Below are 23,751 nucleotides of genomic sequence, written 5' to 3'. Positions count from 1 at the left end.
CCCTCAAGCCCGGCTTAGCCGAGCGCGTCATCCACATCGACAAAACGACCGCCAAGCATGCAAATACGCCTACTGCACGGCGCCGCCATCGCGCCTTATATCGATGACCTCGCTCGTCTGCGCCTGACCGTGTTCCGCGAGTTCCCCTACCTCTACGACGGTTCGCCCGAGTACGAAGCCGACTACCTGGCCACCTATGCCCGTTCCGGTCGCAGCCTGGTGGTGCTGGCCGTGGATGAGGACAAGGTAGTGGGCGCGTCGACGAGCCTGCCCCTGGTCGACGTCGCGCCCGAGTTTCAGGAGCCGTTCGTGGCCCAGGGTCGCGACCCGGCCAGCGTCTACTATTTCGGCGAGTCCGTGGTTCTGCCGCAATACCGAGGGCAGGGGCTTGGGGTACGCTTTTTCATCGAACGCGAATCCTACGCCCATAAACTGGCCGAGTTCGATTACTGCGCGTTCTGCGCCGTGGAGCGGCCCGGTGTACATCCGCGCCGTCCAACCGATTACAAGCCCTTGCATGGGTTCTGGCGCAACCGTGGTTTTCTGCATGACCCGTCCCTGCGTACCCGGTATGCCTGGCGCGACCTGGACGAGCAGGAAAGCTCGGACAAACTCATGTCGTTCTGGCTCAAGGAACTGCCCTTTTGATCCGTGTCGCGGCCTGCCAGTACGCCATTGAGCTGCACGAAACCTGGGAGGCCTATGCCGACCACCTGCAAGGTTTGTGTGCAGAGGCGGTGGAGGCTGGCGCGCGTCTGTTGCTGCTGCCCGAGTATGCAGGGCTGGTACTCAGTGGGCAGCTGACACCCGAGCAGCGGGGGGACCTGAACGCTTCCATTGCAGGCATCCAGCCGTTGATCGAGCCGTGGAAGGCCTTGTGTGCGGGCCTGGCCAGGCGTTGGGGCATCTACCTGCAACCAGGCACGCTGCCGGTACTGGACAGCGACGGTGCCTACCGCAACCGCGCCTGGCTGTTTGGCCCCAAGGGTGCCCTAGGGCATCAGGACAAGCTGATGATGACCCGCTTCGAGCGGGAGCAGTGGGGCATTGCCGCAGGCCAAGGGCTGACGGTGTTCGACACCGATCTGGGCCGTCTTGGCATCCTGGTCTGTTACGACAATGAGTTCCCGCTCTTGGCCCGTCGGTTGGCAGAACGTGGCGCCGACCTGATCCTGGCGCCGAGCTGCACCGATACCGAAGCCGGCTATCACCGTGTACGGATCGGGGCTCAAGCACGCGCGTTGGAGAACCAGCTGGCCGTGTTGCAGAGCCCGACCGTGGGGCTGGCCCCTTGGTCGCCGGCACTGGACGAGAACCTGGGCCGGGCAGGGCTGTTCGTGCCGCCTGATCGTGGCATGCCGGGGGATGGGGTGATGGCATTGAGCGAATCGCTCGACCCGCAGCGCAGCCGTTGGCTGGTGTGTGACCTGGATCTGGAGGCCGTGCGCCGGGTCAGGCAGCAGGGGCAGGTATTCACACGCAGGGACTGGCCCGAACAATTCGAACGTCTTTGAACGCAACAGCGGCGGGCCCTGGCATCAAGGACCGCCGCTGCAGGTTGGCTGCGCATTGACTGCGCACGCGAGCGGCCGGTGACAGCGCCGTCGCTGTTGCCTTGGGTTACTTCACTTCGACGGCCAGGCTCTGGGCGATCTTGTTCTGCCACAAGGCGGGGCCTGTGATGTGCACCGACTCACCGTTGCTGTCCACGGCCACGGTCACTGGCATGTCCTTGACCTCGAACTCGTAGATGGCCTCCATGCCCAGCTCGGCAAAGGCCAGGACCTTGGACTTGCGGATGGCTTGCGCGACCAGATAGGCGGCGCCACCTACGGCCATCAGGTAAACGGCCTTGTTGTCCTTGATCGCTTCGATGGCGGTCGGGCCGCGCTCGGACTTGCCGATCATGCCCAGCAGACCGGTCTGCTCCAGGATCTGGCGGGTGAACTTGTCCATGCGCGTGGCGGTGGTGGGGCCAGCAGGGCCGACCACTTCGTCGCCTACCGGGTCGACCGGGCCAACGTAGTAGATGAAGCGGCCCTTGAGATCCACCGGCAGTGCTTCGCCGCGGTTGAGCATTTCGACCATGCGCTTGTGGGCGGCATCCCGGCCGGTCAGCATCTTGCCGTTGAGCAGGATGGTTTCACCCGGTTTCCAGCTGGCCACTTCTTCGGGCGTGATGCTGTCCAGGTTGACACGTCGGGCGCTTGGGCCAGCTTCCCAGACGATCTCGGGGTAGGCGTCCAGCGACGGCGCTTCCAGCTGCGCCGGGCCCGTGCCGTCGAGCACGAAGTGGGCGTGGCGAGTGGCCGCGCAGTTTGGGATCATGCACACCGGCAGCGAGGCGGCGTGGGTCGGGTAATCCATGATCTTGACGTCGAGCACGGTGGTCAGGCCACCGAGGCCCTGGGCGCCGATGCCCAGCTGGTTGACCTTCTCGAACAGTTCCAGACGGATTTCTTCCAGGCGGTTCTGCGGGCCGCGTGCCTTGAGCTCATGGATGTCGATGGACTCCATGAGCACTTCCTTGGCCATGACCGCGGCTTTTTCGGCGGTGCCGCCGATGCCGATGCCCAGCATGCCAGGCGGGCACCAGCCAGCGCCCATGGTCGGAACGGTCTTGAGCACCCAGTCGACGATGGAGTCGGACGGGTTGAGCATGGCCATCTTGGACTTGTTTTCCGAACCGCCGCCCTTGGCTGCAACATCGACCTCGACCTTGTCGCCGGGGACGATGGAGTAGTGGATGACGGCCGGGGTGTTGTCCTTGGTGTTTTTGCGGGCGCCGGCCGGGTCGGCCAGGATCGATGCGCGCAGGACGTTTTCAGGCAGATTGTAGGCGCGGCGCACACCCTCGTTGATCATGTCGTCCACGCTCAAGGTGGCGCCGTCCCAGCGCACATCCATACCCACGCGCACGAACACGGTGACGATGCCGGTGTCCTGGCAGATAGGCCGGTGACCGGTGGCACACATGCGCGAGTTGATCAGGATCTGGGCGATGGAGTCGCGCGCAGCCGGCGACTCTTCGCGCAGGTAGGCCTCGTGCATGGCCTGGATGAAATCGACGGGGTGGTAGTACGAGATGAATTGCAGGGCGTCGGCAACGCTCTGAATCAGGTCGTCTTGCTTGATCACGGTCATGCAGCGCGCTCCTCTTAAAGACGGGAACATTCAGTGAGACGTTCGACGGAGCCGACCAGCCTGTCGAAACGCCTTGCAAAGGCGCGCCGACAGCCTGCCGACGCAAAAAAGGCGCGGCAGTATAGCGCGCCTGCCCCGGTGAAACACCTGCGAGTGGTCAGGACCATGGTCTGGCCGGTGGCCGGCATCCTTTTTGCTGCTCGGCACAGTACAGGGTATTAGAATCGACGGGCACGCGGTCGCGTCCATCGGCACAAGGGGTTTGAAGAGGTGAGTGAACATGCCCGAACTTAGCGTGGGCACGCGTTGTTGGACAGTGCCGACTGGCGCCAACTTGCTCGATGCCTTGAACGAGGCAGGGCTTGATGTGCCCTACAGCTGCCGTGCAGGGCGCTGCCATGCGTGCCTGGTACGGTGCGAGCACGGGTTGCCCCTCGATGCCCTGCCAGAAGCCCTGGCGTTGGACAGGCATGCCGTGGGCTGGCGCCTGGCCTGCCAGTGCCGCGTGGTCGAAGACTTGCGCGTGGACGTGTTCGATCCCTTGCGCGACGGCGTAGGCGGCGTTGTCAGCGAACTGGACTGGTTCGGTGATGTGTTGCGGTTGCGCCTGCGGACCGAGCGCAGCGTCCGCTACCAGCCAGGCCAACACGCGGTGCTCTGGTTGGGTGGGGTGGCGCGGCCTTATTCACTGGCCAGCCTGCCGGGTGAGGATGATTGCCTGGAGTTTCATATCGATTGCCATCGCCCCGGTGCTTTCTGTGACCAGGCTCGGGCGCTGGGGGTGGGCGATGCGTTGCGCCTTGGCGAAGTCAGGGGTGGGGCATTGCATTACGACCTTGACTGGCAGGAACGGCCGTTATGGCTACTGGCTGCCGGTACCGGGCTTGCACCGCTGTGGGGCATCGTGCGCGAAGCGTTGCGTCAAGGGCATCAGGGGGAGATCCGGTTGCTGCACGTGGCCCGCGACCGCGCAGGGCACTACCTGGCAGCACCGTTGCAGCAGTTGCCAGGTGTGAGCGTGGAACTGGTGGTGACAGCGCAGCTGGAGGAAACACTGGCGGCGCTGCGGCCTTCATCGAGACAGACCTTGGCCCTGCTGTGCGGCGCGCCCGCCAGCGTCGAACGGTTTGCCCGAAGGCTGTTCATCGCCGGCGTGCCGAGGGGGCAGGTGTTCGCAGACAGCTTTGTCGAGCACGTCTGAGCCGACGTGTCTGCAGTGCCTGCACAGGGCCGCTTGCTCACGGGGGAACGCGCGCGAAGCGACCCTGGCTCGTCAGCCGATCAGCCGACCAGCGGATCACCGACATGCAGGATCTTCATGCCGTTGGTCCCGCCGATGGTGTGGTAGCTGTCGCCCTTGGTGAGGATCACCCAGTCACCTTGCTCGACCAGCCCACGCTTGAGCAGCTCGTCCACGGCGGCCTGGCTGACCTTGTCGGCCGGCAGCGATGCCGGGTCGAAATCGATCGGGTACACACCCCGGAACATCGAGGCACGGGCCTGGGTAGCGCGGTGCGGAGACAGGGCGAAGATCGGTACGTGCGAGCGCAGGCGCGACATGATCAGCGGGGTATAACCGCTCTCGGTCAGGGCGATGATCGCCTTCACACCTGGGAAGTGGTTAGCCGTGTACATGGCTGCCAGGGCGATGCTTTCGTCGCAGCGCTCGAACGTGGTGTGCAGGCGGTGGCTGGAGCGCTGGCTAGTCGGGTGTTTCTCGGCACCCAGGCAGATGCGCGCCATGGCCTGGACGGCTTCGATCGGGTATGAACCGGCGGCGCTTTCGGCCGACAGCATCACGGCGTCGGTGTTGTCGAGCACGGCGTTGGCCACGTCGGACACTTCGGCACGGGTCGGCATCGGGTTCTGGATCATCGACTCCATCATCTGGGTCGCGACGATCACTGCCTTGTTGTTGCGGCGGGCGTGCTGGATGATCTTTTTCTGAATGGCGATCAGCTCGGCGTCGCCGATTTCCACGCCCAGGTCACCACGGGCAACCATGACGGCGTCGGAGGCTGCGATGAGCTTGTCGAGGGTTTCGTCGTCGGCAACCGCTTCGGCGCGTTCGATCTTGGCCACCAGCCAGGCGCTGCCACCAGACTCGTCACGCAGCTTGCGGGCGTATTCCATGTCGCTGGCGTCACGCGGGAACGACACGGCCAGGTAGTCCAGGTCCATCTCGGCAGCCAGCTTGATGTCGGCCTTGTCCTTCTCGGTCAGGGCCGGTGCAGTCAGGCCGCCACCTTTGCGGTTGATGCCCTTGTGGTCCGACAGCGGTCCACCGATGATCACCACGCAGTGCAGGGCGTCGGCGGTCGCGGTTTCGACGCGCATGACCACGCGGCCATCGTCGAGCAGCAGTTCGTCGCCAACGCCACAGTCCTTGACCAGGTCGGGGTAGTCGATACCGACGATGTCCTGGTTGCCTTCGGTCAGCGGATGAGCGGTCGAGAAGGTGAAGGTGTCACCGACTTTCAGTTCGATGCGCTTGTTGGCGAACTTGGCGATGCGGATCTTCGGACCCTGCAGGTCGCCGAGCAAGGCCACGTGACGGCCATTCTTGGCAGCGATTTCACGGATCAGGCGGGCGCGTGCCTTGTGCTCGTCCGGAGTGCCATGAGAGAAGTTCAGGCGAGCCACGTCCAGGCCGGCGAGGATCAACTGTTCGATCACTTCCGGCGAATTGCTGGCGGGGCCAAGGGTGGCGACGATTTTGGTACGGCGGATGGTCATGCACAGACTCCTATAGTGAAGCGCAGCGAGAGGCTACTCCTGAATCGGGCTGTAGTCATCGTTAGGTTGCACTACCTGGCTTTGGAAAACTGTGCAGGTGACAGTCGCGCGCGTTTGCTGGCTGGCGTGGTCGAGCCACTGCACGCGATACGTGCCGATCGTTGAAGAATCCAATGGGCCGGCCGATATGCTGTTCAGCAAAGGAGACTCCCATGCGCATGCTGATCGTTTTAGCCCTCGCGGCCAGTGCCGTCGGGTGTACCCGCTGGTCCATGGACCACCATCTCAACAATGCCTACCGCGCTTATGATCGCGGTGATTGCCAGCGGGTAATGTTGGAGCTGTCCCAGGTCGACCGCACCAGCCGCGCCCGGCCTTTCATCCACCCGGAAGTGGCGTTGCTGCGCGGGCAGTGCCTGGAGCGGCAAGCGTTGTACGTGGATGCCGCACAGACCTACCAGTACCTGATCCAGCGCTATCCGGGCAATGAATATGCCTACCGTGCCCAGGCGCGTCTGCAAACATTGGAGAAGCTGGGTCATTACCGGGGTGGCGAGCCGGCCGTGACCAGGCCAGCGACGAGCGTACCTTGGCGCTAATGCCAAGGTGTGCTGTATTGACGGGGAGATTTGTCGCAGCGTGCGCTAACCTGTAACTCAACTGATACAACAACCGCCAGTACCAGGCGTTCCTGGCATCGCGGACGGACTGACCTTGACGCTATTCAATAAACGACATATCGACCGCCACCAGTTGCCCTTTGTCCTGAAGGTATTCAATCGCTTCAATGGGCAGGAGATGGGCCAGCTGGGCAATGCCTCTGAAAATGGCATGATGCTGATCAGCGAGCTGCCGGTCATGGTGGGCCCCGATTACGAATTGCAGTTGCGCCTGCCGTTGACGGGGGGTGGGCATCAGTTCGTCAACCTTACGGCCAGTTGTCTGTGGTGCCGCGAGGACCAGACGCCTGGGTACTACGATTCGGGCTTCATGTTGTTGCAGGCGCCTCGCGAATACGACGACTTTGTGCGCTCCTTGCAGGAGTACTTCAGTTTTCGCGCCTCCTCTACCTCGGTTTGACAGGTCGGTATTGCCGATTGCTGACGCCCGTCCATGAGATCGGTCCGGGTCAGTAGGGGCTGTGTAGCACGGCCTACTGGCCCCAAGTCGCTTCATTGGCCCGACGTCAGGCCCGGCTCAACGCGTTAGAATCAGGGCGAACCTGCAACAGGACGGCCCTGTGACTTCAAGCATTTTCTGGCATGACTACGAAACCACCGGCATCAACCCGCGCTGCGACCGGCCCGTGCAGATGGCAGGGGTGCGTACCGACCTCGACCTGAATGAAATCGCCGAACCGATCAACCTCTATTGCCGCTTGTCGGATGACATATTGCCGCATCCTGCTGCCTGCCTGGTGACGGGCGTCACGCCGCAACAGTTGGCCGAAAAAGGGCTCGGCGAGGCCGAGTTCATGGCGCGCGTGCATGCCGAACTGGCGCAACCCGGTACCTGCGGTGCCGGCTACAACACGCTGCGTTTCGACGACGAAGTCACGCGCTACAGCCTATACCGCAACTTCTTCGACCCTTACGCACGCGAGTGGCAGGGCGGTAACAGTCGCTGGGACCTGATCGATATCGTCAGGACCGCGTTCGCGTTGCGTCCCGATGGCATTCAATGGCCCCAGCAGGAAGGGCGCATCAGTCTGCGCCTTGAGTTGTTGAGCAAGGCCAACGACCTCGAACATGGCCACGCACACGAGGCACTCTCCGATGTTCGGGCGACCATTGCCCTTGCCCGGCTGATACGCGAGAAGCAGCCAAAGTTGTACGACTGGTTGTTTCAGCTTCGCAGCAAGCACAAGGTCATGGAGCAGATACGGCTGCTGCAGCCGATGGTGCATATTTCTGGACGTTTCAGTGCTGCGCGTCATTACTTGGGCGTCGTGTTGCCTTTGGCCTGGCACCCTAAAAACCGCAATGCATTGATTGTTTGCGATCTGCATCAGCAAACCCTGCCGCTGATTGAAGAGCGCGCCGAAACTTTGCGCCAGCGGCTCTATACCCGTCGAGAAGCCCTTGGCGAAGGCGAGCTCCCTGTACCGCTCAAACTCATCCAGATCAACCGCTGCCCGGTGGTGGCGCCCCTTTCTGTATTACGACCGGCTGATCAAGCGCGTCTGGGGATTGACCTGGACGCATTACAACGACGCGCCGAGGCATTGGTCCGTCAACAGGATCAATGGCAGGAAAAACTGGCACCTATTTATACGCAAGACGGTTTTGCGGCCAGTGACGATCCTGAACAGCAATTGTATGAGCGGTTTCTCGGCGAGCGTGACCGGCGGTTATGCGATCAAGTGCGTTCGCTGGCGCCCGCCCAGTTGGGCGCCGGGCAGTGGATGTTCGATGATCCACGCTTGGCCGAATTGCTCTTTCGCTACCGTGCACGTAACTTTCCCGACACCTTGAACGATGAAGACAGGGCGCGATGGCAGGATTTTTGTAGGCAACGTCTGACTGACCCCCGCTGGGGTGCGCCCAATACCCTGGGTGATTTCGCCCAGGCCCTGGCCGCAGCCTGGCCTGGCGCGGGTGAAGCAGGACAGCAAGTGCTGACAGCCTGGCAACTGCATGCCAACGCGTTGCAAACGCGGTTTGCCGTCAATTGAAAGCCCATAAAAAAACGCCGGTTATTAACCGGCGTTTTTTACGTATATCAAATAGCGAGCAATGGACAATCAGTCCAGCAGGGTTGCCCAGCTTTCTACCTCGTCACCGCCCCATTGAGCTTTCCACTCTTTCAGGGTTTTGTGGTTGCCACCTTTGGTTTCGATGACTTCACCGTTGTGCGGGTTTTTGTATTGCTTGACCTTGCGCGCGCGTTTGGTGCCAGTGGTTTTCACGGCGCCACGCGGCAGTTTGCTCATCTTGGCATCAGGGTCGAGCAGGGCAATGATGTCACGCAGCGACTTGGAATATTCGCCCATCAGGGTGCGCAGTTTGCCTTCGAACTCCAGTTCTTTTTTCAGCTTGTCATCCTGAGACAGGTTGGCCAGGCGGGCCTGAAGTTCCTTGATGGCTTCTTCGGTAGCACGGTACTCGTTGATCAGGGACATGGAGTGTTCCTTAATGCGTGTTCGGAAATGTGTGGAGCAATAGTAAACAGGCAATTCTCGCAAGTAAACATATGATTGATGTATTAACAGTTGATTAGCTGTGACACTAATTCTCCACGTGAACAAAAATTTACATAGGTTGCCGTTTCATCCATAAACCTTGTCGGAAGATTCCCGCCTGATAGGCACAGCGGCCCTATGCAGCACGTCGCAATCATTACTGCGTTTTTCTCAGCGTGCCGCTAGAATAAGCGCCTTTGCGAGTTCTGGAGTCTTATTCATGCGCACCTACCGTCTGGTGATCGCTTGCCCCGACCGTGTCGGCATCGTGGCGAAAGTCAGTAATTTCCTGGCCTTGTACAACGGCTGGATCACCGAAGCCAGCCATCACTCCGACGAGCAGACTGGCTGGTTCTTCATGCGTCATGAAATTCGCGCCGAGTCGCTGCCCTTCGGTATCGAGGCGTTCCGCGAAGCGTTCGCGCCCATCGCCGAAGAGTTCTCCATGACCTGGCGCGTGACCGATTCTGCCCAGAAAAAGCGCGTCGTGCTGATGGCCAGCCGCGAATCCCACTGCCTGGCCGACCTGCTGCACCGCTGGCACAGCGATGAGCTCGATTGCGACATTCCCTGCGTCATTTCCAACCACGACGACCTGCGCAGCATGGTCGAGTGGCACGGTATTCCGTTCTTCCACGTTCCAGTAGACCCCAAGGATAAAGCCCCGGCGTTTGCCGAGGTGTCACGCCTGGTGCAGGAACACGCAGCCGATGTGGTCGTGCTGGCGCGGTACATGCAAATTCTGCCGCCGCAACTCTGCCAGGACTATGCTGAGAAGGTCATCAACATCCACCATAGCTTCCTGCCATCGTTCGTCGGCGCCAAGCCGTACCATCAGGCGGCGCTGCGTGGCGTGAAGCTGATCGGTGCGACCTGCCACTACGTGACCGAAGAGCTGGACGCCGGCCCCATCATCGAGCAGGACGTGGTGCGGGTTACCCATGCCGACAGCATCGAGGACATGGTCCGCTTCGGGCGCGACGTGGAGAAAATGGTGCTGGCCCGCGGCCTGCGCTATCACCTGGAAGACCGGGTTCTGGTGCACGGCAACAAGACAGTGGTGTTCGACTGATAGCAGGGCTGCTATCAACCCTCTTGAGCAACGTGAGGATCGACCAATGGGACGGCGCGGTACGCCTACAGCCTCTCCACCCCCTGTAGTGGGCCAGGGTTGCCTGGCCCGCTACGATCCAGACGCGTTGCAGGACACCGACGGCACCGACTTCCCCGGTGCCGCTGCGCTTTGGCAAGCGCTCAACCCACCTGACGCCGCCAGCGCTCCAGCAGCGGACGTGCCAGCAGGCACACGAACACAGGCCCTCCGGCGAGCAGATACAGGTAGTAAGTGATTGCGCGCCAGATCAGGATCGCCGCTGCCGCCGTCGAGCTGCCCACCATGGGTGTCAGCAGGCTGGCCGAGGTCAGCTCGGCAGCGCCTGCGCCGCCAGGCATCATGCTGAACTGACCGGCGCTGAGCGAGAGCATCTGGACCAGGAAACTGGGGATCCAGGCCAGCTCCACGCCCAGGCCCTTGACCACTAGGTACAGCACGCTAAAGCGCAGCCCCCAGTGGACGCACGTCAGGCTGAACACCAGAAACAGGGTGCGCTTGGGTAGCTGCCAGGTTTGCGCCAGTGCCTGCACGAAACGAAGCAGCTTACGGGCCCAGCGCCGTTTGCGCGGTGCGCTGGTACCCAGGCGCTGCAGCAGCCTGCCATTCAGCCGCATCACCTTGCGCCGGTAGCGCAGCAACGCCACCACGCCTGCCAGCGCCGCGCACAGCAGTGCCGCACTGCCCAGCAACATGCTTTCCTGGCTGCGCCCCAGGCTGTGAAACAACGCATAGCCGGCGATCGCCAGCATGGCGCAGAAGAAAAACACCAAGTCATTGAGCTGATCCATCGCGAACACCGCGCCGCTGCGGGCTGCGCTGATGCCCTCGCGGGCCAGCAAGGCCATCAGGGTCAGGGGACCGCCGCCACCACCTGGAGTGGTACAGATGGCGAATTCGGTGGCCATGACCACACCCAAGGTGCGCACCCGCGACACGCGCACTGCCTGATCGCCTAGCAGCAGGCGCATCCGGCAGGCGTTGATCACCCAGCACAGCAGAATCATGCCCACCAGCGTCATCAACAGCTGCGGGTCGAAGCGGCTCAGCTTGGGCAGCAGTTCGCTGCCGCCCAACAGTGCCGGCACCAACGCTGCGCCCAGCAGCGCCAAGCCCAGCAGCAGCCAGCGGTTCATGCTGCCACCTGCCGCTCCAGCCAGGCTGACTTGGTCAAGGGTTCGCGCCCGTCTTCGATCAGTTTTTCAAGGGTGCGCAGCCAGTAGTCCCGTGAGTATTGATGGCGCATGTCCACCGGGTGCAGCCCCAGGCGCAGGGTGTTAGCACCTTGCCAGCGTCGACATTGCCAGTCGCTGAGCACCCGCGACACACCACGGCGCCAGGCGCTGCGCGCGCTCCAGACCAAACCGGGTGCATCGATGGCGGTAAAGTCCGGCAGGCGATAGAGGTGCTGCGGGGTGCTGGTGTATTTGAGCGGCAGTTGGCGCAGCGCTTGCCGCGTGCCCTGGCTCATCAACCACGCGGGGGCCACGAAGCCTGCTACAGGCCAGCCTTGACGGTCGAACAACGCCAGGCCGTCTTGTAGCCGGGCGATGGCCTGGTGTTCGTCCAGCGCGTAGAACTCGCCTTCATGGGTATAGATCCGCCGCATGAAGTAGTCCACGGGCGTACGCGGCGTGGGGCCCTCATCGGCATGGGCGTAACCGTGCAGGGCCAGCTCGTCACCCGCGGCCAGACGGCGATCGAGCAACTGGCAGAAGCCGGGAGACTGAGTCAGCAGGTTGCGCCGATGAAAGTCGGGCACCACCAGCCAGGTCATGGGCACGTTACCCAATGCATCGACCGCCTGCACGAACGGCTCGTAATCTGGCCACGTCTCTGGGGCCACATCATGCAGCACCAGCATCACGCTACGGGAACGGGTACCGGACTCAAGCATGTGCCCGCACCTGCTGTTGATGGCCAAGTACAGCCTGGTAATGCTCAAGCAGGCCATTGACCACGTTGTCCCATGAGTAATGCTGCTCTACATGTCGCCTGGCCTGTGCACCGAGCTTGCGCGCCCCGGCTTCGAACGCCTCGCGCACCGCCAGGGCCATTGCCCGGGCATCATTGGGTTGGCACAAGCGCCCGCACTGGTCGTTGACGATTTCGCCGAAGGCGCCGGCACGCACTGCAACCACGGGCGTGCCACTGGCCATGGCTTCGAGGATGACCAGGCCGAAGGTTTCCTGGTCGCCGGCATGCACCAACAGGTCGGCGCTGGCCATCAGGCGAGCCACCTGGTCAGGTGGGCAGAACTGGCCGATCACGCTGACGTTGTCGGGCACATTGGCGGGCATGTTGGACCCCACCAGCAGCAGGTGATACCCGCGCCCCAGCTGCCGCATGCAGTCGAGCAGCACGGGCAGGTTCTTCTCCCGAGAGCCTCGGCCTGCATAGATCAGCAGCCGGCAGGTGTCGGCGATGCCCAGTTCGGCCCGCACCTGTGGATCGCGGCGTGCGGGGTTGAAGGTTTCCAGGTCCACGCCCAGCGGCTGCACGTGAACATCACGTACCCCCAGGCGGCGGAGCTTGTCTGCCATGACCTTGCTCGGTGCGAGCACGCGGTCGAAATTGCCATACAACTTGCTGACATAGGCCTCGACGTTGGGCGTGAACCAATTACCCATGCGGTTGCTCACCAACAGCGGCAGGTCGGAGTGATAGAAACCAATGACCGGTACGTCCAGCTGACGGCGCGCTTCAAGCGCCGCCCAGGCGGTCAGGTACGGGTCGCCGACCTCGATCAGGTCTGGCTTTAGCGTGCGCAGCGTGTTGCACCATGGCGCCAGGCGTACCGGAAAGCGGTAGCCTTTGCCAAAGGGCAGGGGTAGTGCAGGCACATGATAGACACCGCCTTCATGCCGAGCGCTGGCGCCGGGGATCAACAGGCTGTGACGGACACCTTGTAGGGCATCCAGGCGGTGGTGTTTGGCATCAAGGTAAGTGCGTACGCCGCCGCTGGCCGGGGCGTAGAACATGGTGATGTCGGCAATGTGCACGATCTGCATCCCTCCGGGATCGTCTTTCGGGTCTGTCATCGCGCGGTAACGAAACCGGCGTTGACATGCCATGAAGTTGACCTTTCAGAAGGATAGTTTGTTCGATCAGCTTGTGCGGTTGATCGCCCGGCAGCCGAGCGCCAGGCAAAGGCGCTCGGCGGGTCGGTGCCGGCTTCAGATACGGAAGGTGCCGACCAGGTGTTTCAGACGGCTGGCCTGCTGTTCCAAATCGGAACAGGCACGCAGCGTCGCCTGCAGGTTTTCGACGCCTTCCTGATTGAGCATGTTGATTTCGTTGATATCCATATTGATGGCTTCGACCACGGCCGTCTGCTCCTCGGTGGCCGTGGCCACGGACTGGTTCATGCCATCGATTTCGCCAATGCGCACGGTGACACTGTCCAGCCGCTCACCGGCCTGGTTGGCGATCTGCACACTGTCCAGGCTATGGCGCTGGCTCTGGTCCATGGTATCGACCGACTCGCGGGCGCCCACTTGCAGCTCCTCGATCATGCCCTGGACCTGCTGCGCGGATTCCTGGGTGCGATGGGCCAGGTTACGCACTTCGTCGGCCACCACTGCGAAACCACGACCCGCTTCACCGGCACGCGCGGCCTCGATGGCGGCGTTGAGCGCCAGCAGGTTGGTCTGCTGGGAAATGCTGGTGATCACTTCGAGAATCTGGCCGATGTTGACGGTTTTACTGTTGAGCGTCTCGATGTGGGCGCTGGACGTCACGATCAAGTCGGAAAGCCGGTTCATGGCGGCGATGTTGCGATCGACCACTTGCTGGCCTTCTTCAGCCAGACGCCGTGCAGAACTTGCATGCTGAGAAGCCTGCGCCGCATTGCCGGCGATCTCCTGGGCGGCAGCGCCCAGCTCGTTGATGGCGGCCGCCACGCTGTTGGTGCGGTTGGATTGTTCGTCGGAATTGGTCATCGACGAATTGGACGCACTGATCACACGCAACGCGACTTCGTTCACCTGCTCGGTGGCCGAGGACACTTCACGGATCGAGCCGTGGATACGCTCGACGAAGCGGTTGAAGGCGTTGCCCAGGATGCCGAACTCGTCGTGATGGTGGATGCGCAGGCGCTTGGTGAGGTCGCCTTCGCCCTCGGCGATGTCCTCCATGGCCCGTGTCATGGTGTGCAGCGGCTGCATCAGCACACGGATCAGCAGCCCCAGCAGGGCGATGATGATCACCACGGCCACCACGGTGGCGATCACGGCGGAGGTGCGGAACGTGCTGAGCATCGCGAAGGCCTTGTCCTTGTCCACCGACAGGCCGATGTACCAGTTGGCCGAAGGCAAGCCGGTCACCGGTGTGAACGTCAGCAGGCGGGCATGGCCGTCACTTTGCACTTCGGTCAGCTCAGGGGTGAGCTTCGGTGTGCGCTCGGGGAACAGGTCTGACAATGATTTCATCACCAGGCCTTGATCCGGGTGGACCAGGATCTTGCCTTGGTCGTTTACCAGGAAGGCATACCCCATGCCGCCGAAGTTCAGCGAGTTGATGATTTGCGCCAGGCCGTCCAGTGCCAGGTCACCACCGACCACTCCCACCGAATCGGCCACCTTGTCGAGGATGCCGATCACCATCTTGTTGGTGGTCATGTCGATGTAGGGTTCGGTCAGCAGGGTGCCGCTGGCACTCATGCCATCCTTGTACCAGGGGCGTGTGCGGGGATCGTACCCGTCAGGCATCTTTGCATCCGGGCGCACGCTGAAGCTGCCATCGACCCTGCCCAGGTAAACGGTAAGGAAACTCGATATCAGCGCCTGCTGGCCCATCAGGGTTTCAGCATTGGCCGGTTGCTGGGCGATATTCTGCGCCAGGTTCTCGACCAGTTTGATACGTCCCTCGAACAAACTGCGGATGTTGGTCGACGTAGAGGCGCCCATCTCAGCCAGGTAGTCCTGAAGGTCCTCGCGAATCGCATTACGCTGCAGGTAGTCGTTGTAGAGGGTGAACAGGCTGAATGCGAGGATCACGATCAGTGATGCTGCCAGCAGAATCTTGTGGCTGAAACGAAGGCTTTTGTTCATGAAATCATCGGGTCCGCTAAGGTTTTGTATCAGGCGTTCGCAGCTGTAGGGCCCAGCCAGTGCAACATCCCGAAAAGTCCTTTTTCGGTTGTTCTCTCTGAGTAAGGCGAATATCACCCAGAGGTATCGGCCGAAGTAAGACAAAGCTTGAGCAGAGGATTAAAGAGATGTCGGAATCTTCATTTATCGTTGTAGGATCAAGCCCTGATGGCCAGCCCGTAGGGCAAGCGATGCGGCTTGCCAACCGGCACGGGTTGGTGGCGGGGGCCACCGGTACCGGCAAGACCGTGACCCTGCAACACTTGGCCGAGGCTTTCAGTGATGCCGGCGTGGCGGTGTTCGCGGCCGACGTCAAGGGCGACCTGTGTGGGCTAGGCGCCAAAGGCGCGCCTGAGGGCAAGGTGGCCGAGCGCATCGCAGGGATGCCTTGGTTGCACCACCAGCCACAGGCCTACCCAGTCAGCGTGTGGGACATCGCGGGCCAGTCGGGGCATCCGTTGCGTACCACGATCAGCGAAATGGGGCCTTTGCTGCTAGGCAACTTGCTTGAGCTCACCGATAGCCAACAGGCGGCGCTGTATGCCAGTTTCAAGGTGGCCGATCGCGAAGGCTTGCTGTTGCTGGACCTCAAGGACCTCAAAGCGCTGCTTGGCCACCTGAAGGACAACCCGCAGGTGCTGGGCGAAGACAGTGCGCTGGTTACCGGCGCGTCCGTGCAGGCGTTGCTGCGCCGGCTGGCCACCCTGGAGCAGCAGGGGGCAGAGGCGTTGTTTGGTGAGCCGGCATTGCAGCTCGAAGACATTCTGCGGCCCGACCCGGATGGGCGAGGGCGCATCCATTTGCTCGATGCCAGCCGCCTGGTGCATGAGGCACCCAAGGTCTACGCCACGTTTCTACTGTGGCTGCTGGCCGAACTGTTCGAGCAACTGCCCGAGCGTGGTGATGCCGAAAAACCGGTGCTGGCGCTGTTCTTCGATGAAGCGCACCTGCTGTTCAAGGACACGCCCAAGGCCTTGCAAGACCGCCTGGAGCAGGTGGTGCGGCTGATTCGCTCAAAAGGGGTCGGGGTGTATTTCGTCACCCAGTCCCCAGCCGACCTGCCCGATGCAGTCCTTGCCCAGTTGGGCCTGCGAATCCAGCATGGCTTGCGGGCGTATACGGCCAAGGAGCAGAAGGCGCTACGCGCCGTAGCCGAGGGCTTTCGCCCCAACCCTTCATTCGATGCGTTGTCCTCGCTGACCGAGTTGGGTATTGGCGAGGCCTTGGTCGGCACGCTTGAGGACAAGGGAACACCTGCCAGTGTGCAGCGGGTGCTGGTCGCCCCGCCGCAATCGCGCATCGGCCCGTTGAGTGAGGCCGAGCGCAGTGCACTGATTGCGCGGTCCCCCTTGGTTGGCCGTTATGACAAACCCATAGACCGGGAGTCGGCTTACGAAAGGCTCAACCAACGCAAGGGCGAAGCGGTGGAGCCCGCGCCGCAACCCAAGGCTGATGACAGCAGTTTCGCTGAAAAGGCGGGCGAATTTCTGCAAGGCGCGGCCGGGCAGGCGATCAAGTCGGCGATGCGTCAGGCTGCCAATCAACTGGGGCGGCAGCTGGTGCGCGGGCTGATGGGCTCGTTGCTGGGCGGGAAAAAGAAGTAGCTGCGCGGTGTGAAACCATCGCCCATAAAAAAGGCGCCCGACGGCGCCTTTTTCTATGGGCTGAGGTCAGCCGATTGCCTTGGACGCCAACCAGAACAGGCCGGCGGCAAGCCCCATCGAGGCGGGCAGGGTCAGCACCCACGCCATCAGGATGGTCTTCACCGTACCGCCCTGCAGGCCGCTTTTGTTGGCGACCATGGTGCCGGCAACGCCGGAAGACAGCACATGCGTGGTGGAAACCGGCAGCGCGAACACGTTGGCCATGCCAATGGCGCAGGCCGCGGTGATCTGCGCCGACATGCCCTGGGCATAGGTCATGCCCTGTTTGCCAATCTTCTCGCCGACGGTCAACACCACGCGGCGCCAGCCAACCATGGTGCCCAGGCCCAGGGCCAGGGCAACGGCCACGATCACCCAGAACGGAGCGTACTCAGTGGTGGCGGTCAGGTCCTTGCGCAGCTTTTCCAGGTCGGACTTTTCACGCGCATCCAGGCCCGGCAACTTGCCAACCTTTTTCGCGGTGTCGTCCAGGCACAGCAGGTAACGGCGTACTTCTACACGCTTGTCCGCGTCCAGGGCCCGGTAGTCGGTCACGCCCTGCAGCGAGGACTGCAGCGCGGCGATGGTCGGCTCGGTCTGCTGGGGATTGCAGCTGAACTGTTCAGGCAGGTCACTGGCCTTGGCCTTGCCCAGCGCCAGGAATTCGCCCAGCGTGGCAGCGTTGCGCTCGTAGAACTGGCTCATGTGCAACGTGGCATCACGGGTGCGTTCGATCTGGTAGGTGGTGCTGTTCAGGTCGAGCACGAACTTGGCCGGTACGATGCCGATCAATACAAGCATGATCAGGCCAATGCCTTTCTGACCGTCATTGGAGCCGTGCACGAAGCTCACGCCCATGGCCGAAATCACCAGCACCAGACGATTCCAGAAAGGCGGGTGCTTCTTGTCGTCCAGTTTGCGGCGTTGCTCAGGCGTCTTGTGCATCTTCGACAGCGGGCGCCACCATTTCAGGCCAAGCAGGACCAGCGCGGCCACGGCAAACCCGGCGATCGGCGAAACCACCAGGGACATGGCGATATCGATGGCTTTCTGCCAATTGACGCCGTCACCCAGCGGAATGTCGTTGATGAGCGCGTTGGCCAGGCCCACGCCCAGGATCGAGCCGATCAGGGTATGCGAACTGGACGCAGGAATACCGAAGTACCAGGTGCCCAGGTTCCAGGTAATGGCTGCGGCCAGCAGCGAGAAGACCATGGCCAGGCCGTGCCCGGTGTTCACATTGATCAGCAGCTCTACCGGAAGCAGGTGCACGATGGCATAAGCCACCCCGACCCCACCCAGCAGAACGCCAAGGAAGTTGAACACGCCGGAGAAGAACACGGCCAGGTGTGGTGGCATGGCTTTGGTGTAGATGACGGTGGCTACCGCGTTGGCGGTGTCATGAAAGCCATTGATGAACTCGAAGGCGAGCACGAAGGTCAAGGCGAGCAGCAAGCTCACCAATACCCAGGCATCCAGTCCGCTGAATAAATCGATCATGAAGGTTGTCTGGCGGTCGTAGGGGGGCCGGATTATGCCAGAAAACGTTGGCAATCGATGCACCCGCGGCAGCCGCTGATCATGTCGCCCAGGTCAGAAATTGCCGTCTGCCACTGCAGGTCGGTCAACATTATCGAAGCCAAATGTGTTCAACGTCAGCGAAAAATCAGCAAAATGCGCGGAAGGTGAGGCGGTTAATCGTTTTAAACGCGCGTATGAAATTTGTGAAATTCCATTACAACCATTGCGCCAGAGCAATTACGCGCTCTGGGCACCCCTAGCGCTTTGACGATTGGGCAAAGGGCTAGGGGTTAGCGCTGCGCAATTCCTTCTCCATGCGTTCCAGCTCCTGGCTGAACGCCTGGTCGCGCATGTTGGCGCGTTTGCGCCAGGGTTTGCGTTCCGGTTCCGGCTGTGCCGCATAGGTGGTCACTTCGCCGCCATACACATCCTTGAAACGCTCAGCCTGGCGCTCGAGTTCTGCGCGCAGTTCTTCTTTTGTCACATGCAGTACCTGAATTGAATTGGAAAGAGGACCGCCCTGTCGGCGTAAACCGTTAGACGATATCGACACTTAACTTGCCGGCGGGACCTGGATCGACGCGTCGTCCAACTAGACGACCGGAGTATATCAACACTCGAATAAGGCCAGTGTGATGGGATTGGCCCGACGGGCAATCAAAGACATGTCGATATTAAGAAAACCACAACGTGTGAAAGTTCGATATCGCACGTGATGCACACCGCAAAAACAAAACGGCCCCACCAATTGGCAGGGCCGTTGCCTGGGACTTCTACGGTGGGTACCTGACCAGTCTCTCCAAAGAAGCCACAAGTGGCACTGGAAAGGTATAAGCAAACGTGTCGCCGGTCAATTGCGATTATCGGCCGGTTGTTCGATAATCGCACAAGTCGGCGATTTTGTTGAGGTGTGCGATGAATGACGATAAAACAGCCCGTGACAGTGCTCTGCCCGAAGCAGCACGCAGTCCGGCACCCGCCCTGGCCCCGCCAATCGTGGCATCGCCGGCCAAACGCATTCAGGCGTTCACCGGCGATCCTGACTTCATGACCTCCCTGGCGCGTGGGCTTGCCGTCATACAGGCATTTCAGGAACGCAAGCGGCACCTGACCATCGCGCAAATCAGCCATCGCACCGAAATACCTCGGGCGGCAGTGCGCCGATGCCTGCATACGCTGATGAAGCTGGGCTACGCGACCACCGACGGGCGTACCTACTCCTTGCTGCCCAAAGTGCTGACGCTCGGCCATGCGTACCTGTCATCGACACCCCTGGCCATTTCCGCGCAGCCTTACCTGGACCGTATCAGCGACCAGTTGCACGAGGCGGCCAACATGGCGACCCTCGAAGGGGACGACATTCTGTACATCGCCCGCTCGGCGACGGTAGAGCGCCTGATCTCGGTAGACCTGTCGGTCGGTGGACGGCTCCCGGCGTATTGCACGTCCATGGGCCGCATCCTCCTGGCGGCCATGGACGACACCAGCTTGCGCGAATACTTCGATCGTGCCGACCTCCAGGCCCGCACCAGCCGTACCCTGCACGACGCCCCGTCGCTGTTCGCCTGCATCGAGCAAGTGCGTAGCCAGGGATGGTGCGTGGTCGACCAGGAACTCGAACAAGGCCTGCGCTCGGTGGCCGTGCCCGTCTACGACGCCTCAGGCCAGGTATTGGCAGCGCTGAACGTCAGTACCCACGTCGGGCGTGTACCGCGCAGTGAACTGGAGCAGCGGTTTCTTCCCGTACTGCTGGAAGCCAGCCAAGAGCTTAGCCATCAGCTGTTTGGTTAAGCGCGAAGGCTTTAGGATCATTACAGCCTGCTGACAAAGCGTTCGATAATCGCCCAGTTCAGCCTTGAGCTAATTGTGACGGCCCCGCCTTTGTCCCTAACCTGATGCCCACCCGGCGGACAGGTTGCAGTGACCCGATTGTGCCTGTATCGCCGGCGCCCATGGTCACTGCAGGAGACGCAAGATGCGCGAGGTCTATATTTGTGATGCCGTACGCACGCCCATTGGCCGGTTTGGTGGCGCCCTTGCCAGCATCCGGGCTGACGACCTGGCGGCGGTACCGCTCAAGGCATTGATCGCGCGCAACCCGGGTGTGCACTGGGCGCACCTGGACGAGGTGTTTTTCGGTTGTGCCAATCAGGCGGGCGAAGACAACCGTAACGTGGCACGCATGGCGTTGCTGCTGGCCGGGCTGCCTGAATGCGTGCCGGGTGTCACCCTCAACCGCTTGTGCGCTTCGGGCATGGAGGCCGTCGGCGCGGCGTTCCGCGCCATCGCCTGTGGCGAAATGGAGCTGGCCATCGCGGGCGGCGTGGAGTCGATGTCGCGAGCGCCGTTTGTCATGGGCAAAGCGCAAAGCGCTTATTCACGCACCATGCAACTGGAAGACACCACCATCGGCTGGCGTTTCGTCAACCCGCTCATGAAAGCGCAATACGGCGTGGATGCCATGCCGCAGACGGCGGACAACGTAGCTGACGACCATGGCATCTCCCGCGCCGACCAGGATGCGTTTGCCTTGCGCAGTCAGCACAAGGCCGCAGCGGCGCAAGCTGCCGGGTTTTTCGCCGAGGAAATCGTGCCGGTGTGCGTCGCGCACAAGAAGGGTGAGACCTGGGTAGAGCACGATGAGCACGTGCGACCCGATACCACCCTTGAGGCCTTGGCCAGGCTCAACCCCGTCAATGGCGTGGGCAAAACGGTGACGGCGGGCAATGCATCGGGGGTCAACGATGGCGCGGCAGCGATGATCCTGGCGTCTGCCGAGGCCGTGCACACCCATGGCCTGACCGCTCGCGCCAAGGTACTGGGCATGGCCAGTGCGGGGGTGGCCCCGCGGGTCATGGGCATCGGGCCGGTGCCTGCGGTACGCAAGCTGATCGAGCGACTGGGCATCGACATCAGCGCATTCGATGTCATTGAACTCAACGAGGCCTTCGCCAGCCAGGGGCTGGCCGTTCTTCGCGGGCTAGGGGTGGCGGACGATGCGCCCCAGGTCAACCCCAACGGCGGTGCCATCGCACTGGGCCACCCGCTGGGCATGAGTGGTGCGCGCCTGGTACTGACGGCGCTGCACCACCTTGAGCGCACAGGAGGGCGCAAAGGCTTGGCCACGATGTGCGTAGGTGTCGGTCAAGGGCTGGCGCTGGCCATTGAACGGCTTTGAGGGAGCCTGCGCCCGGGTGCCTCAGAGATGAGGGCAGCCGGCAGCGCCTCGCTGCACTTGATTGCACACCACGCGGAACGACTGTGTAACCAGGTATGTCTAGACTTACCTTGTATTCCTCCAGGAGCACGACTGACATGACCACCCCTCACTACACTGGCGAGGAGCGTAGCAAACGCATCTTCGCCATCGTCGGCGCCTCTTCAGGCAACCTGGTGGAATGGTTCGACTTCTATGTCTATGCCTTCTGCGCCATCTATTTTGCTCCGGCGTTCTTTCCTTCAGATGACCCGACCGTGCAACTGCTCAATACCGCTGGTGTGTTTGCCGCGGGCTTTCTGATGCGGCCTATCGGCGGCTGGATCTTCGGCCGTCTGGCCGACCGCCACGGTCGCAAGAACTCGCTGATGATCTCGGTACTGATGATGTGCTTCGGGTCCTTGGCCATCGCCTGCCTGCCCACTTACGCCAGCATTGGCACATGGGCGCCGGCATTGCTGCTGCTGGCGCGCTTGATTCAGGGCCTGTCGGTGGGGGGGGAATACGGCACCACGGCGACCTACATGAGCGAAGTGGCGCTGCGTGGGCAGCGGGGCTTCTTTGCATCGTTCCAGTACGTGACCCTGATTGGCGGCCAGTTGCTGGCAGTATTGGTGGTGGTGATCCTGCAGCAGTTGCTGACCGAAGACGAACTGCGCGCCTGGGGCTGGCGAATTCCCTTCGTGGTCGGTGCGATCGCTGCCGTCATCTCCTTGATGCTGCGCCGCTCCCTGCACGAAACCAGCAGCGCAGAAACGCGCCAGGACAAGGACGCCGGCAGTATCCGCAGTTTGTTCGGCAATCACCTGGCGGCCTTCATCACGGTGCTGGGCTACACCGCTGGCGGCTCGCTGATCTTCTACACCTTTACCACCTACATGCAGAAGTACCTGGTCAACACGGCTGGCATGACCGCCAAGCACGCCAGCTACGCAATGACCGGGGCGCTGTTCCTGTTCATGGTGATGCAGCCGTTCTTCGGCATGCTGTCCGACCGCATCGGCCGGCGTAACTCCATGCTGTTGTTCGGCGCGCTGGGCACGGTGTTCACGGTGCCATTGCTCATGGCGCTCAAGACGGTCAGCAGCCCCTTCATGGCGTTCGTGCTGGTGAGCCTGGCGTTGTGCATCGTCAGCTTCTACACCTCCATCAGTGGTCTGGTGAAAGCCGAAATGTTCCCGCCCCAGGTGCGGGCCTTGGGCGTGGGGCTTGCCTACGCGGTGGCCAACGCCGTGTTTGGCGGGTCGGCGGAGTACGTGGCCCTGGGGCTCAAGACCTTGGGCATGGAAAACACGTTCTACTGGTACGTGACCGCCATGATGGCCATCGCTTTCCTGTTCAGCCTGCGCTTGCCAAAACAAGCCAAGTACCTGCACCACGATCATTGACGAGCTCGACACAGAGCGTGAAGCGCGGCGGGCCGTCCGCGGTATCGGGACGGCCTGTCGAGGTTGTCACTGCCGCACGGCCTTACGCACCGCCACCGGGCCGGCGGCGCGCTCGATCTGACGCTTGAGGGCAGGGCACAGGCCCATCATGAAGGCCGCTTCGGCCACCACGAACAGCGGCCCGATGATCAAGCCGCTGATGTCATCGACGAACGCTGGCTTGCGCCCCTCGTAATGATGACCGACGAACTGGATGATCCAGCCCACCACGAACGCACCCACGCCCACCGACAGCCACAGCGCCGTGGTCTGCACCGCCAGCAGGTGACCTAACCACAGGCACAGGCCCAACAGGGCGCCCATCACCAGGCCGAAGCGAAGCTCCAGGCGCAGGTAGAACCAGGTGGCCGCCGCCGAGACAAGCAGGGCAGGAGACAGCCAAATGCCGCCCAGCGACCCGCCTGGCCGAGACAATAGGATGGCCACGGACAGGACGATCAGGGGTATGCCGACGAAATGAGTGACGATGTTGCGTGGGTCGCGGTGATAGCCCGCGTAGCGGATCAGGTGCTCGGCGAGGGTGCTCATGGTGCTGCCTCCTGGTGGGCTTGCCGGGGTGTGCCCGATATAGCTCAGGATAGCTGTGGTCACCATCATCATCAGCCTGGCGAATGCCAGGGCCGCGCCTTGCTCATCACCCACCGCGTCTGTCGAGGCCTG

General features: G+C 62.0%; 20 protein-coding genes and 2 pseudogenes. 11 read left to right on the top strand and 11 right to left on the bottom strand.

Annotated elements, in window-relative coordinates:
* The first annotated feature begins 57 nt into the window (after window positions 1-57).
* A complete protein-coding gene (locus B2S33_RS00305; RefSeq protein ID WP_110607297.1) occupies window positions 58-648 on the top strand; it encodes a GNAT family N-acetyltransferase in 591 nt (196 codons plus the stop codon).
* Window positions 645-1,514: a carbon-nitrogen hydrolase family protein gene (locus B2S33_RS00300; protein WP_125921913.1), complete on the top strand. Its 870-nt coding sequence runs from the start codon at window positions 645-647 to the stop codon at window positions 1,512-1,514. Before B2S33_RS00305 ends, B2S33_RS00300 begins: the two co-directional genes overlap by 4 nt.
* A gap of 106 nt (window positions 1,515-1,620) precedes the next feature.
* Here B2S33_RS00300 and B2S33_RS00295 read toward each other — a convergent pair whose 3' ends face one another.
* The gene (locus B2S33_RS00295) at window positions 1,621-3,144 is read right to left on the bottom strand and encodes a fumarate hydratase (protein ID WP_110607295.1); all 1,524 of its coding nucleotides are present in this window, start codon (window positions 3,142-3,144) and stop codon (window positions 1,621-1,623) included.
* A gap of 280 nt (window positions 3,145-3,424) precedes the next feature.
* Between B2S33_RS00295 and B2S33_RS00290 the strand changes: the two genes are divergently transcribed.
* The gene (locus B2S33_RS00290; protein WP_242810141.1) at window positions 3,425-4,345 is read left to right on the top strand and encodes an iron-sulfur-binding ferredoxin reductase; all 921 of its coding nucleotides are present in this window, start codon (window positions 3,425-3,427) and stop codon (window positions 4,343-4,345) included.
* An 80-nt stretch (window positions 4,346-4,425) separates the two neighbouring features.
* Here the strand turns inward: B2S33_RS00290 and pyk are convergent, their stop codons facing one another.
* Window positions 4,426-5,880 (bottom strand): pyruvate kinase, encoded by a 1,455-nt coding sequence (pyk, locus tag B2S33_RS00285; RefSeq protein WP_027914526.1) that lies wholly within the window; start codon window positions 5,878-5,880, stop codon window positions 4,426-4,428.
* 212 nt (window positions 5,881-6,092) lie between these two features.
* Between pyk and B2S33_RS00280 the strand changes: the two genes are divergently transcribed.
* The 3 genes from B2S33_RS00280 to sbcB all read left to right on the top strand — a co-directional run bounded on the left by B2S33_RS00280 (window position 6,093) and on the right by sbcB (window position 8,554).
* On the top strand, window positions 6,093-6,479 hold the full coding sequence (locus B2S33_RS00280) for a hypothetical protein (RefSeq protein ID WP_023534272.1): 387 nt from the start codon (window positions 6,093-6,095) through the stop codon (window positions 6,477-6,479).
* 115 nt (window positions 6,480-6,594) lie between these two features.
* Window positions 6,595-6,960 (top strand): PilZ domain-containing protein, encoded by a 366-nt coding sequence (locus B2S33_RS00275; protein ID WP_033695024.1) that lies wholly within the window; start codon window positions 6,595-6,597, stop codon window positions 6,958-6,960.
* 160 nt (window positions 6,961-7,120) lie between these two features.
* Window positions 7,121-8,554, top strand: a complete 1,434-nt coding sequence (sbcB, locus tag B2S33_RS00270; protein WP_242810142.1) for an exodeoxyribonuclease I — start codon at window positions 7,121-7,123, stop codon at window positions 8,552-8,554.
* A 69-nt stretch (window positions 8,555-8,623) separates the two neighbouring features.
* On the opposite strand, the gene mvaT is transcribed toward sbcB, so the two are convergent.
* Window positions 8,624-9,001 carry a histone-like nucleoid-structuring protein MvaT gene (gene mvaT, locus B2S33_RS00265; RefSeq protein ID WP_023534419.1) on the bottom strand — a complete coding sequence of 126 codons (378 nt, stop codon included), beginning with the start codon at window positions 8,999-9,001 and terminating at the stop codon, window positions 8,624-8,626.
* A 280-nt stretch (window positions 9,002-9,281) separates the two neighbouring features.
* Here mvaT and purU point away from each other — a divergent pair, with 280 nt between their 5' ends.
* On the top strand, window positions 9,282-10,133 hold the full coding sequence (gene purU, locus B2S33_RS00260) for a formyltetrahydrofolate deformylase (RefSeq protein ID WP_027914530.1): 852 nt from the start codon (window positions 9,282-9,284) through the stop codon (window positions 10,131-10,133).
* A 182-nt stretch (window positions 10,134-10,315) separates the two neighbouring features.
* Here purU and B2S33_RS00255 read toward each other — a convergent pair whose 3' ends face one another.
* The 5 genes and pseudogenes from B2S33_RS00255 to B2S33_RS21490 all read right to left on the bottom strand — a co-directional run.
* The gene (locus B2S33_RS00255; RefSeq protein WP_088522922.1) at window positions 10,316-11,308 is read right to left on the bottom strand and encodes a lysylphosphatidylglycerol synthase transmembrane domain-containing protein; all 993 of its coding nucleotides are present in this window, start codon (window positions 11,306-11,308) and stop codon (window positions 10,316-10,318) included.
* Window positions 11,305-12,069, bottom strand: coding sequence for a DUF2334 domain-containing protein (locus B2S33_RS00250; protein ID WP_027914532.1), 765 nt, complete (start codon window positions 12,067-12,069; stop codon window positions 11,305-11,307). Before B2S33_RS00250 ends, B2S33_RS00255 begins: the two co-directional genes overlap by 4 nt.
* On the bottom strand, window positions 12,062-13,183 hold the full coding sequence (locus tag B2S33_RS00245) for a glycosyltransferase family 4 protein (RefSeq protein ID WP_027914533.1): 1,122 nt from the start codon (window positions 13,181-13,183) through the stop codon (window positions 12,062-12,064). Before B2S33_RS00245 ends, B2S33_RS00250 begins: the two co-directional genes overlap by 8 nt.
* 165 nt (window positions 13,184-13,348) lie before the next feature.
* Window positions 13,349-13,945: pseudogene (locus B2S33_RS21495) on the bottom strand (methyl-accepting chemotaxis protein); the annotation flags it as partial.
* Window positions 13,946-14,206: 261 nt separating this feature from the next.
* Window positions 14,207-15,079 (bottom strand): annotated as a pseudogene (locus tag B2S33_RS21490) (HAMP domain-containing protein); the annotation flags it as partial.
* Window positions 15,080-15,390: 311 nt separating this feature from the next.
* Here B2S33_RS21490 and B2S33_RS00235 point away from each other — a divergent pair.
* A complete protein-coding gene (locus B2S33_RS00235) occupies window positions 15,391-16,866 on the top strand; it encodes a helicase HerA-like domain-containing protein (RefSeq protein WP_027914535.1) in 1,476 nt (491 codons plus the stop codon).
* A 66-nt stretch (window positions 16,867-16,932) separates the two neighbouring features.
* Here B2S33_RS00235 and B2S33_RS00230 read toward each other — a convergent pair whose 3' ends face one another.
* Together B2S33_RS00230 and B2S33_RS00225 are read right to left on the bottom strand one after the other, a co-directional pair.
* On the bottom strand, window positions 16,933-18,405 hold the full coding sequence (locus tag B2S33_RS00230) for an inorganic phosphate transporter (RefSeq protein ID WP_023534437.1): 1,473 nt from the start codon (window positions 18,403-18,405) through the stop codon (window positions 16,933-16,935).
* A 304-nt stretch (window positions 18,406-18,709) separates the two neighbouring features.
* Window positions 18,710-18,910: a hypothetical protein gene (locus B2S33_RS00225; protein WP_027914536.1), complete on the bottom strand. Its 201-nt coding sequence runs from the start codon at window positions 18,908-18,910 to the stop codon at window positions 18,710-18,712.
* A 431-nt stretch (window positions 18,911-19,341) separates the two neighbouring features.
* On the opposite strand from B2S33_RS00225, the gene pcaR reads away from it, so the two are divergent.
* The 3 genes from pcaR (at window position 19,342) to B2S33_RS00210 (ending at window position 23,031) form a co-directional block, all read left to right on the top strand.
* On the top strand, window positions 19,342-20,217 hold the full coding sequence (gene pcaR, locus B2S33_RS00220; RefSeq protein ID WP_242810145.1) for a pca regulon transcriptional regulator PcaR: 876 nt from the start codon (window positions 19,342-19,344) through the stop codon (window positions 20,215-20,217).
* A 184-nt stretch (window positions 20,218-20,401) separates the two neighbouring features.
* Window positions 20,402-21,604 carry a 3-oxoadipyl-CoA thiolase gene (gene pcaF / locus B2S33_RS00215; RefSeq protein ID WP_027914538.1) on the top strand — a complete coding sequence of 401 codons (1,203 nt, stop codon included), beginning with the start codon at window positions 20,402-20,404 and terminating at the stop codon, window positions 21,602-21,604.
* 137 nt (window positions 21,605-21,741) lie between these two features.
* Window positions 21,742-23,031: an MFS family transporter gene (locus B2S33_RS00210; RefSeq protein ID WP_197874302.1), complete on the top strand. Its 1,290-nt coding sequence runs from the start codon at window positions 21,742-21,744 to the stop codon at window positions 23,029-23,031.
* Between the two features lie 66 nt (window positions 23,032-23,097).
* Here B2S33_RS00210 and B2S33_RS00205 read toward each other — a convergent pair whose 3' ends face one another.
* Window positions 23,098-23,619: a DUF962 domain-containing protein gene (locus tag B2S33_RS00205; RefSeq protein ID WP_104926679.1), complete on the bottom strand. Its 522-nt coding sequence runs from the start codon at window positions 23,617-23,619 to the stop codon at window positions 23,098-23,100.
* Between the last annotated feature and the right edge of the window lie 132 nt (window positions 23,620-23,751).

The organism is Pseudomonas sp. UBA5568 (genome assembly GCF_002425525.1).
In the GTDB taxonomy this organism is placed as follows: Bacteria; Pseudomonadota; Gammaproteobacteria; order Pseudomonadales; family Pseudomonadaceae; genus Aquipseudomonas; species Aquipseudomonas fulva.
The sequence above is the reverse complement of the archived record's forward strand: the minus strand, read 5'-3'. Positions and strand labels throughout refer to the sequence as shown.

What these genes read in the sequence shown, in the direction of transcription:
- B2S33_RS00230 (WP_023534437.1), bottom strand. Translation starts at nt 18,405, where the DNA reads ATGATCGATTTATTCAGCGGACTGGATGCCTGGGTATTGGTGAGCTTG.
- B2S33_RS00245 (WP_027914533.1), bottom strand. Translation starts at nt 13,183, where the DNA reads ATGCAGATCGTGCACATTGCCGACATCACCATGTTCTACGCCCCGGCC.
- B2S33_RS00255 (WP_088522922.1), bottom strand. Translation starts at nt 11,308, where the DNA reads ATGAACCGCTGGCTGCTGCTGGGCTTGGCGCTGCTGGGCGCAGCGTTG.
- mvaT (WP_023534419.1), bottom strand. Translation starts at nt 9,001, where the DNA reads ATGTCCCTGATCAACGAGTACCGTGCTACCGAAGAAGCCATCAAGGAA.
- B2S33_RS00280 (WP_023534272.1), top strand. Translation starts at nt 6,093, where the DNA reads ATGCGCATGCTGATCGTTTTAGCCCTCGCGGCCAGTGCCGTCGGGTGT.
- B2S33_RS00305 (WP_110607297.1), top strand. Translation starts at nt 58, where the DNA reads ATGCAAATACGCCTACTGCACGGCGCCGCCATCGCGCCTTATATCGAT.
- B2S33_RS00235 (WP_027914535.1), top strand. Translation starts at nt 15,391, where the DNA reads ATGTCGGAATCTTCATTTATCGTTGTAGGATCAAGCCCTGATGGCCAG.
- B2S33_RS00250 (WP_027914532.1), bottom strand. Translation starts at nt 12,069, where the DNA reads ATGCTTGAGTCCGGTACCCGTTCCCGTAGCGTGATGCTGGTGCTGCAT.
- B2S33_RS00295 (WP_110607295.1), bottom strand. Translation starts at nt 3,144, where the DNA reads ATGACCGTGATCAAGCAAGACGACCTGATTCAGAGCGTTGCCGACGCC.
- pcaF (WP_027914538.1), top strand. Translation starts at nt 20,402, where the DNA reads ATGCGCGAGGTCTATATTTGTGATGCCGTACGCACGCCCATTGGCCGG.
- pcaR (WP_242810145.1), top strand. Translation starts at nt 19,342, where the DNA reads ATGAATGACGATAAAACAGCCCGTGACAGTGCTCTGCCCGAAGCAGCA.
- B2S33_RS00205 (WP_104926679.1), bottom strand. Translation starts at nt 23,619, where the DNA reads ATGAGCACCCTCGCCGAGCACCTGATCCGCTACGCGGGCTATCACCGC.
- B2S33_RS00290 (WP_242810141.1), top strand. Translation starts at nt 3,425, where the DNA reads ATGCCCGAACTTAGCGTGGGCACGCGTTGTTGGACAGTGCCGACTGGC.
- B2S33_RS00210 (WP_197874302.1), top strand. Translation starts at nt 21,742, where the DNA reads ATGACCACCCCTCACTACACTGGCGAGGAGCGTAGCAAACGCATCTTC.
- pyk (WP_027914526.1), bottom strand. Translation starts at nt 5,880, where the DNA reads ATGACCATCCGCCGTACCAAAATCGTCGCCACCCTTGGCCCCGCCAGC.
- purU (WP_027914530.1), top strand. Translation starts at nt 9,282, where the DNA reads ATGCGCACCTACCGTCTGGTGATCGCTTGCCCCGACCGTGTCGGCATC.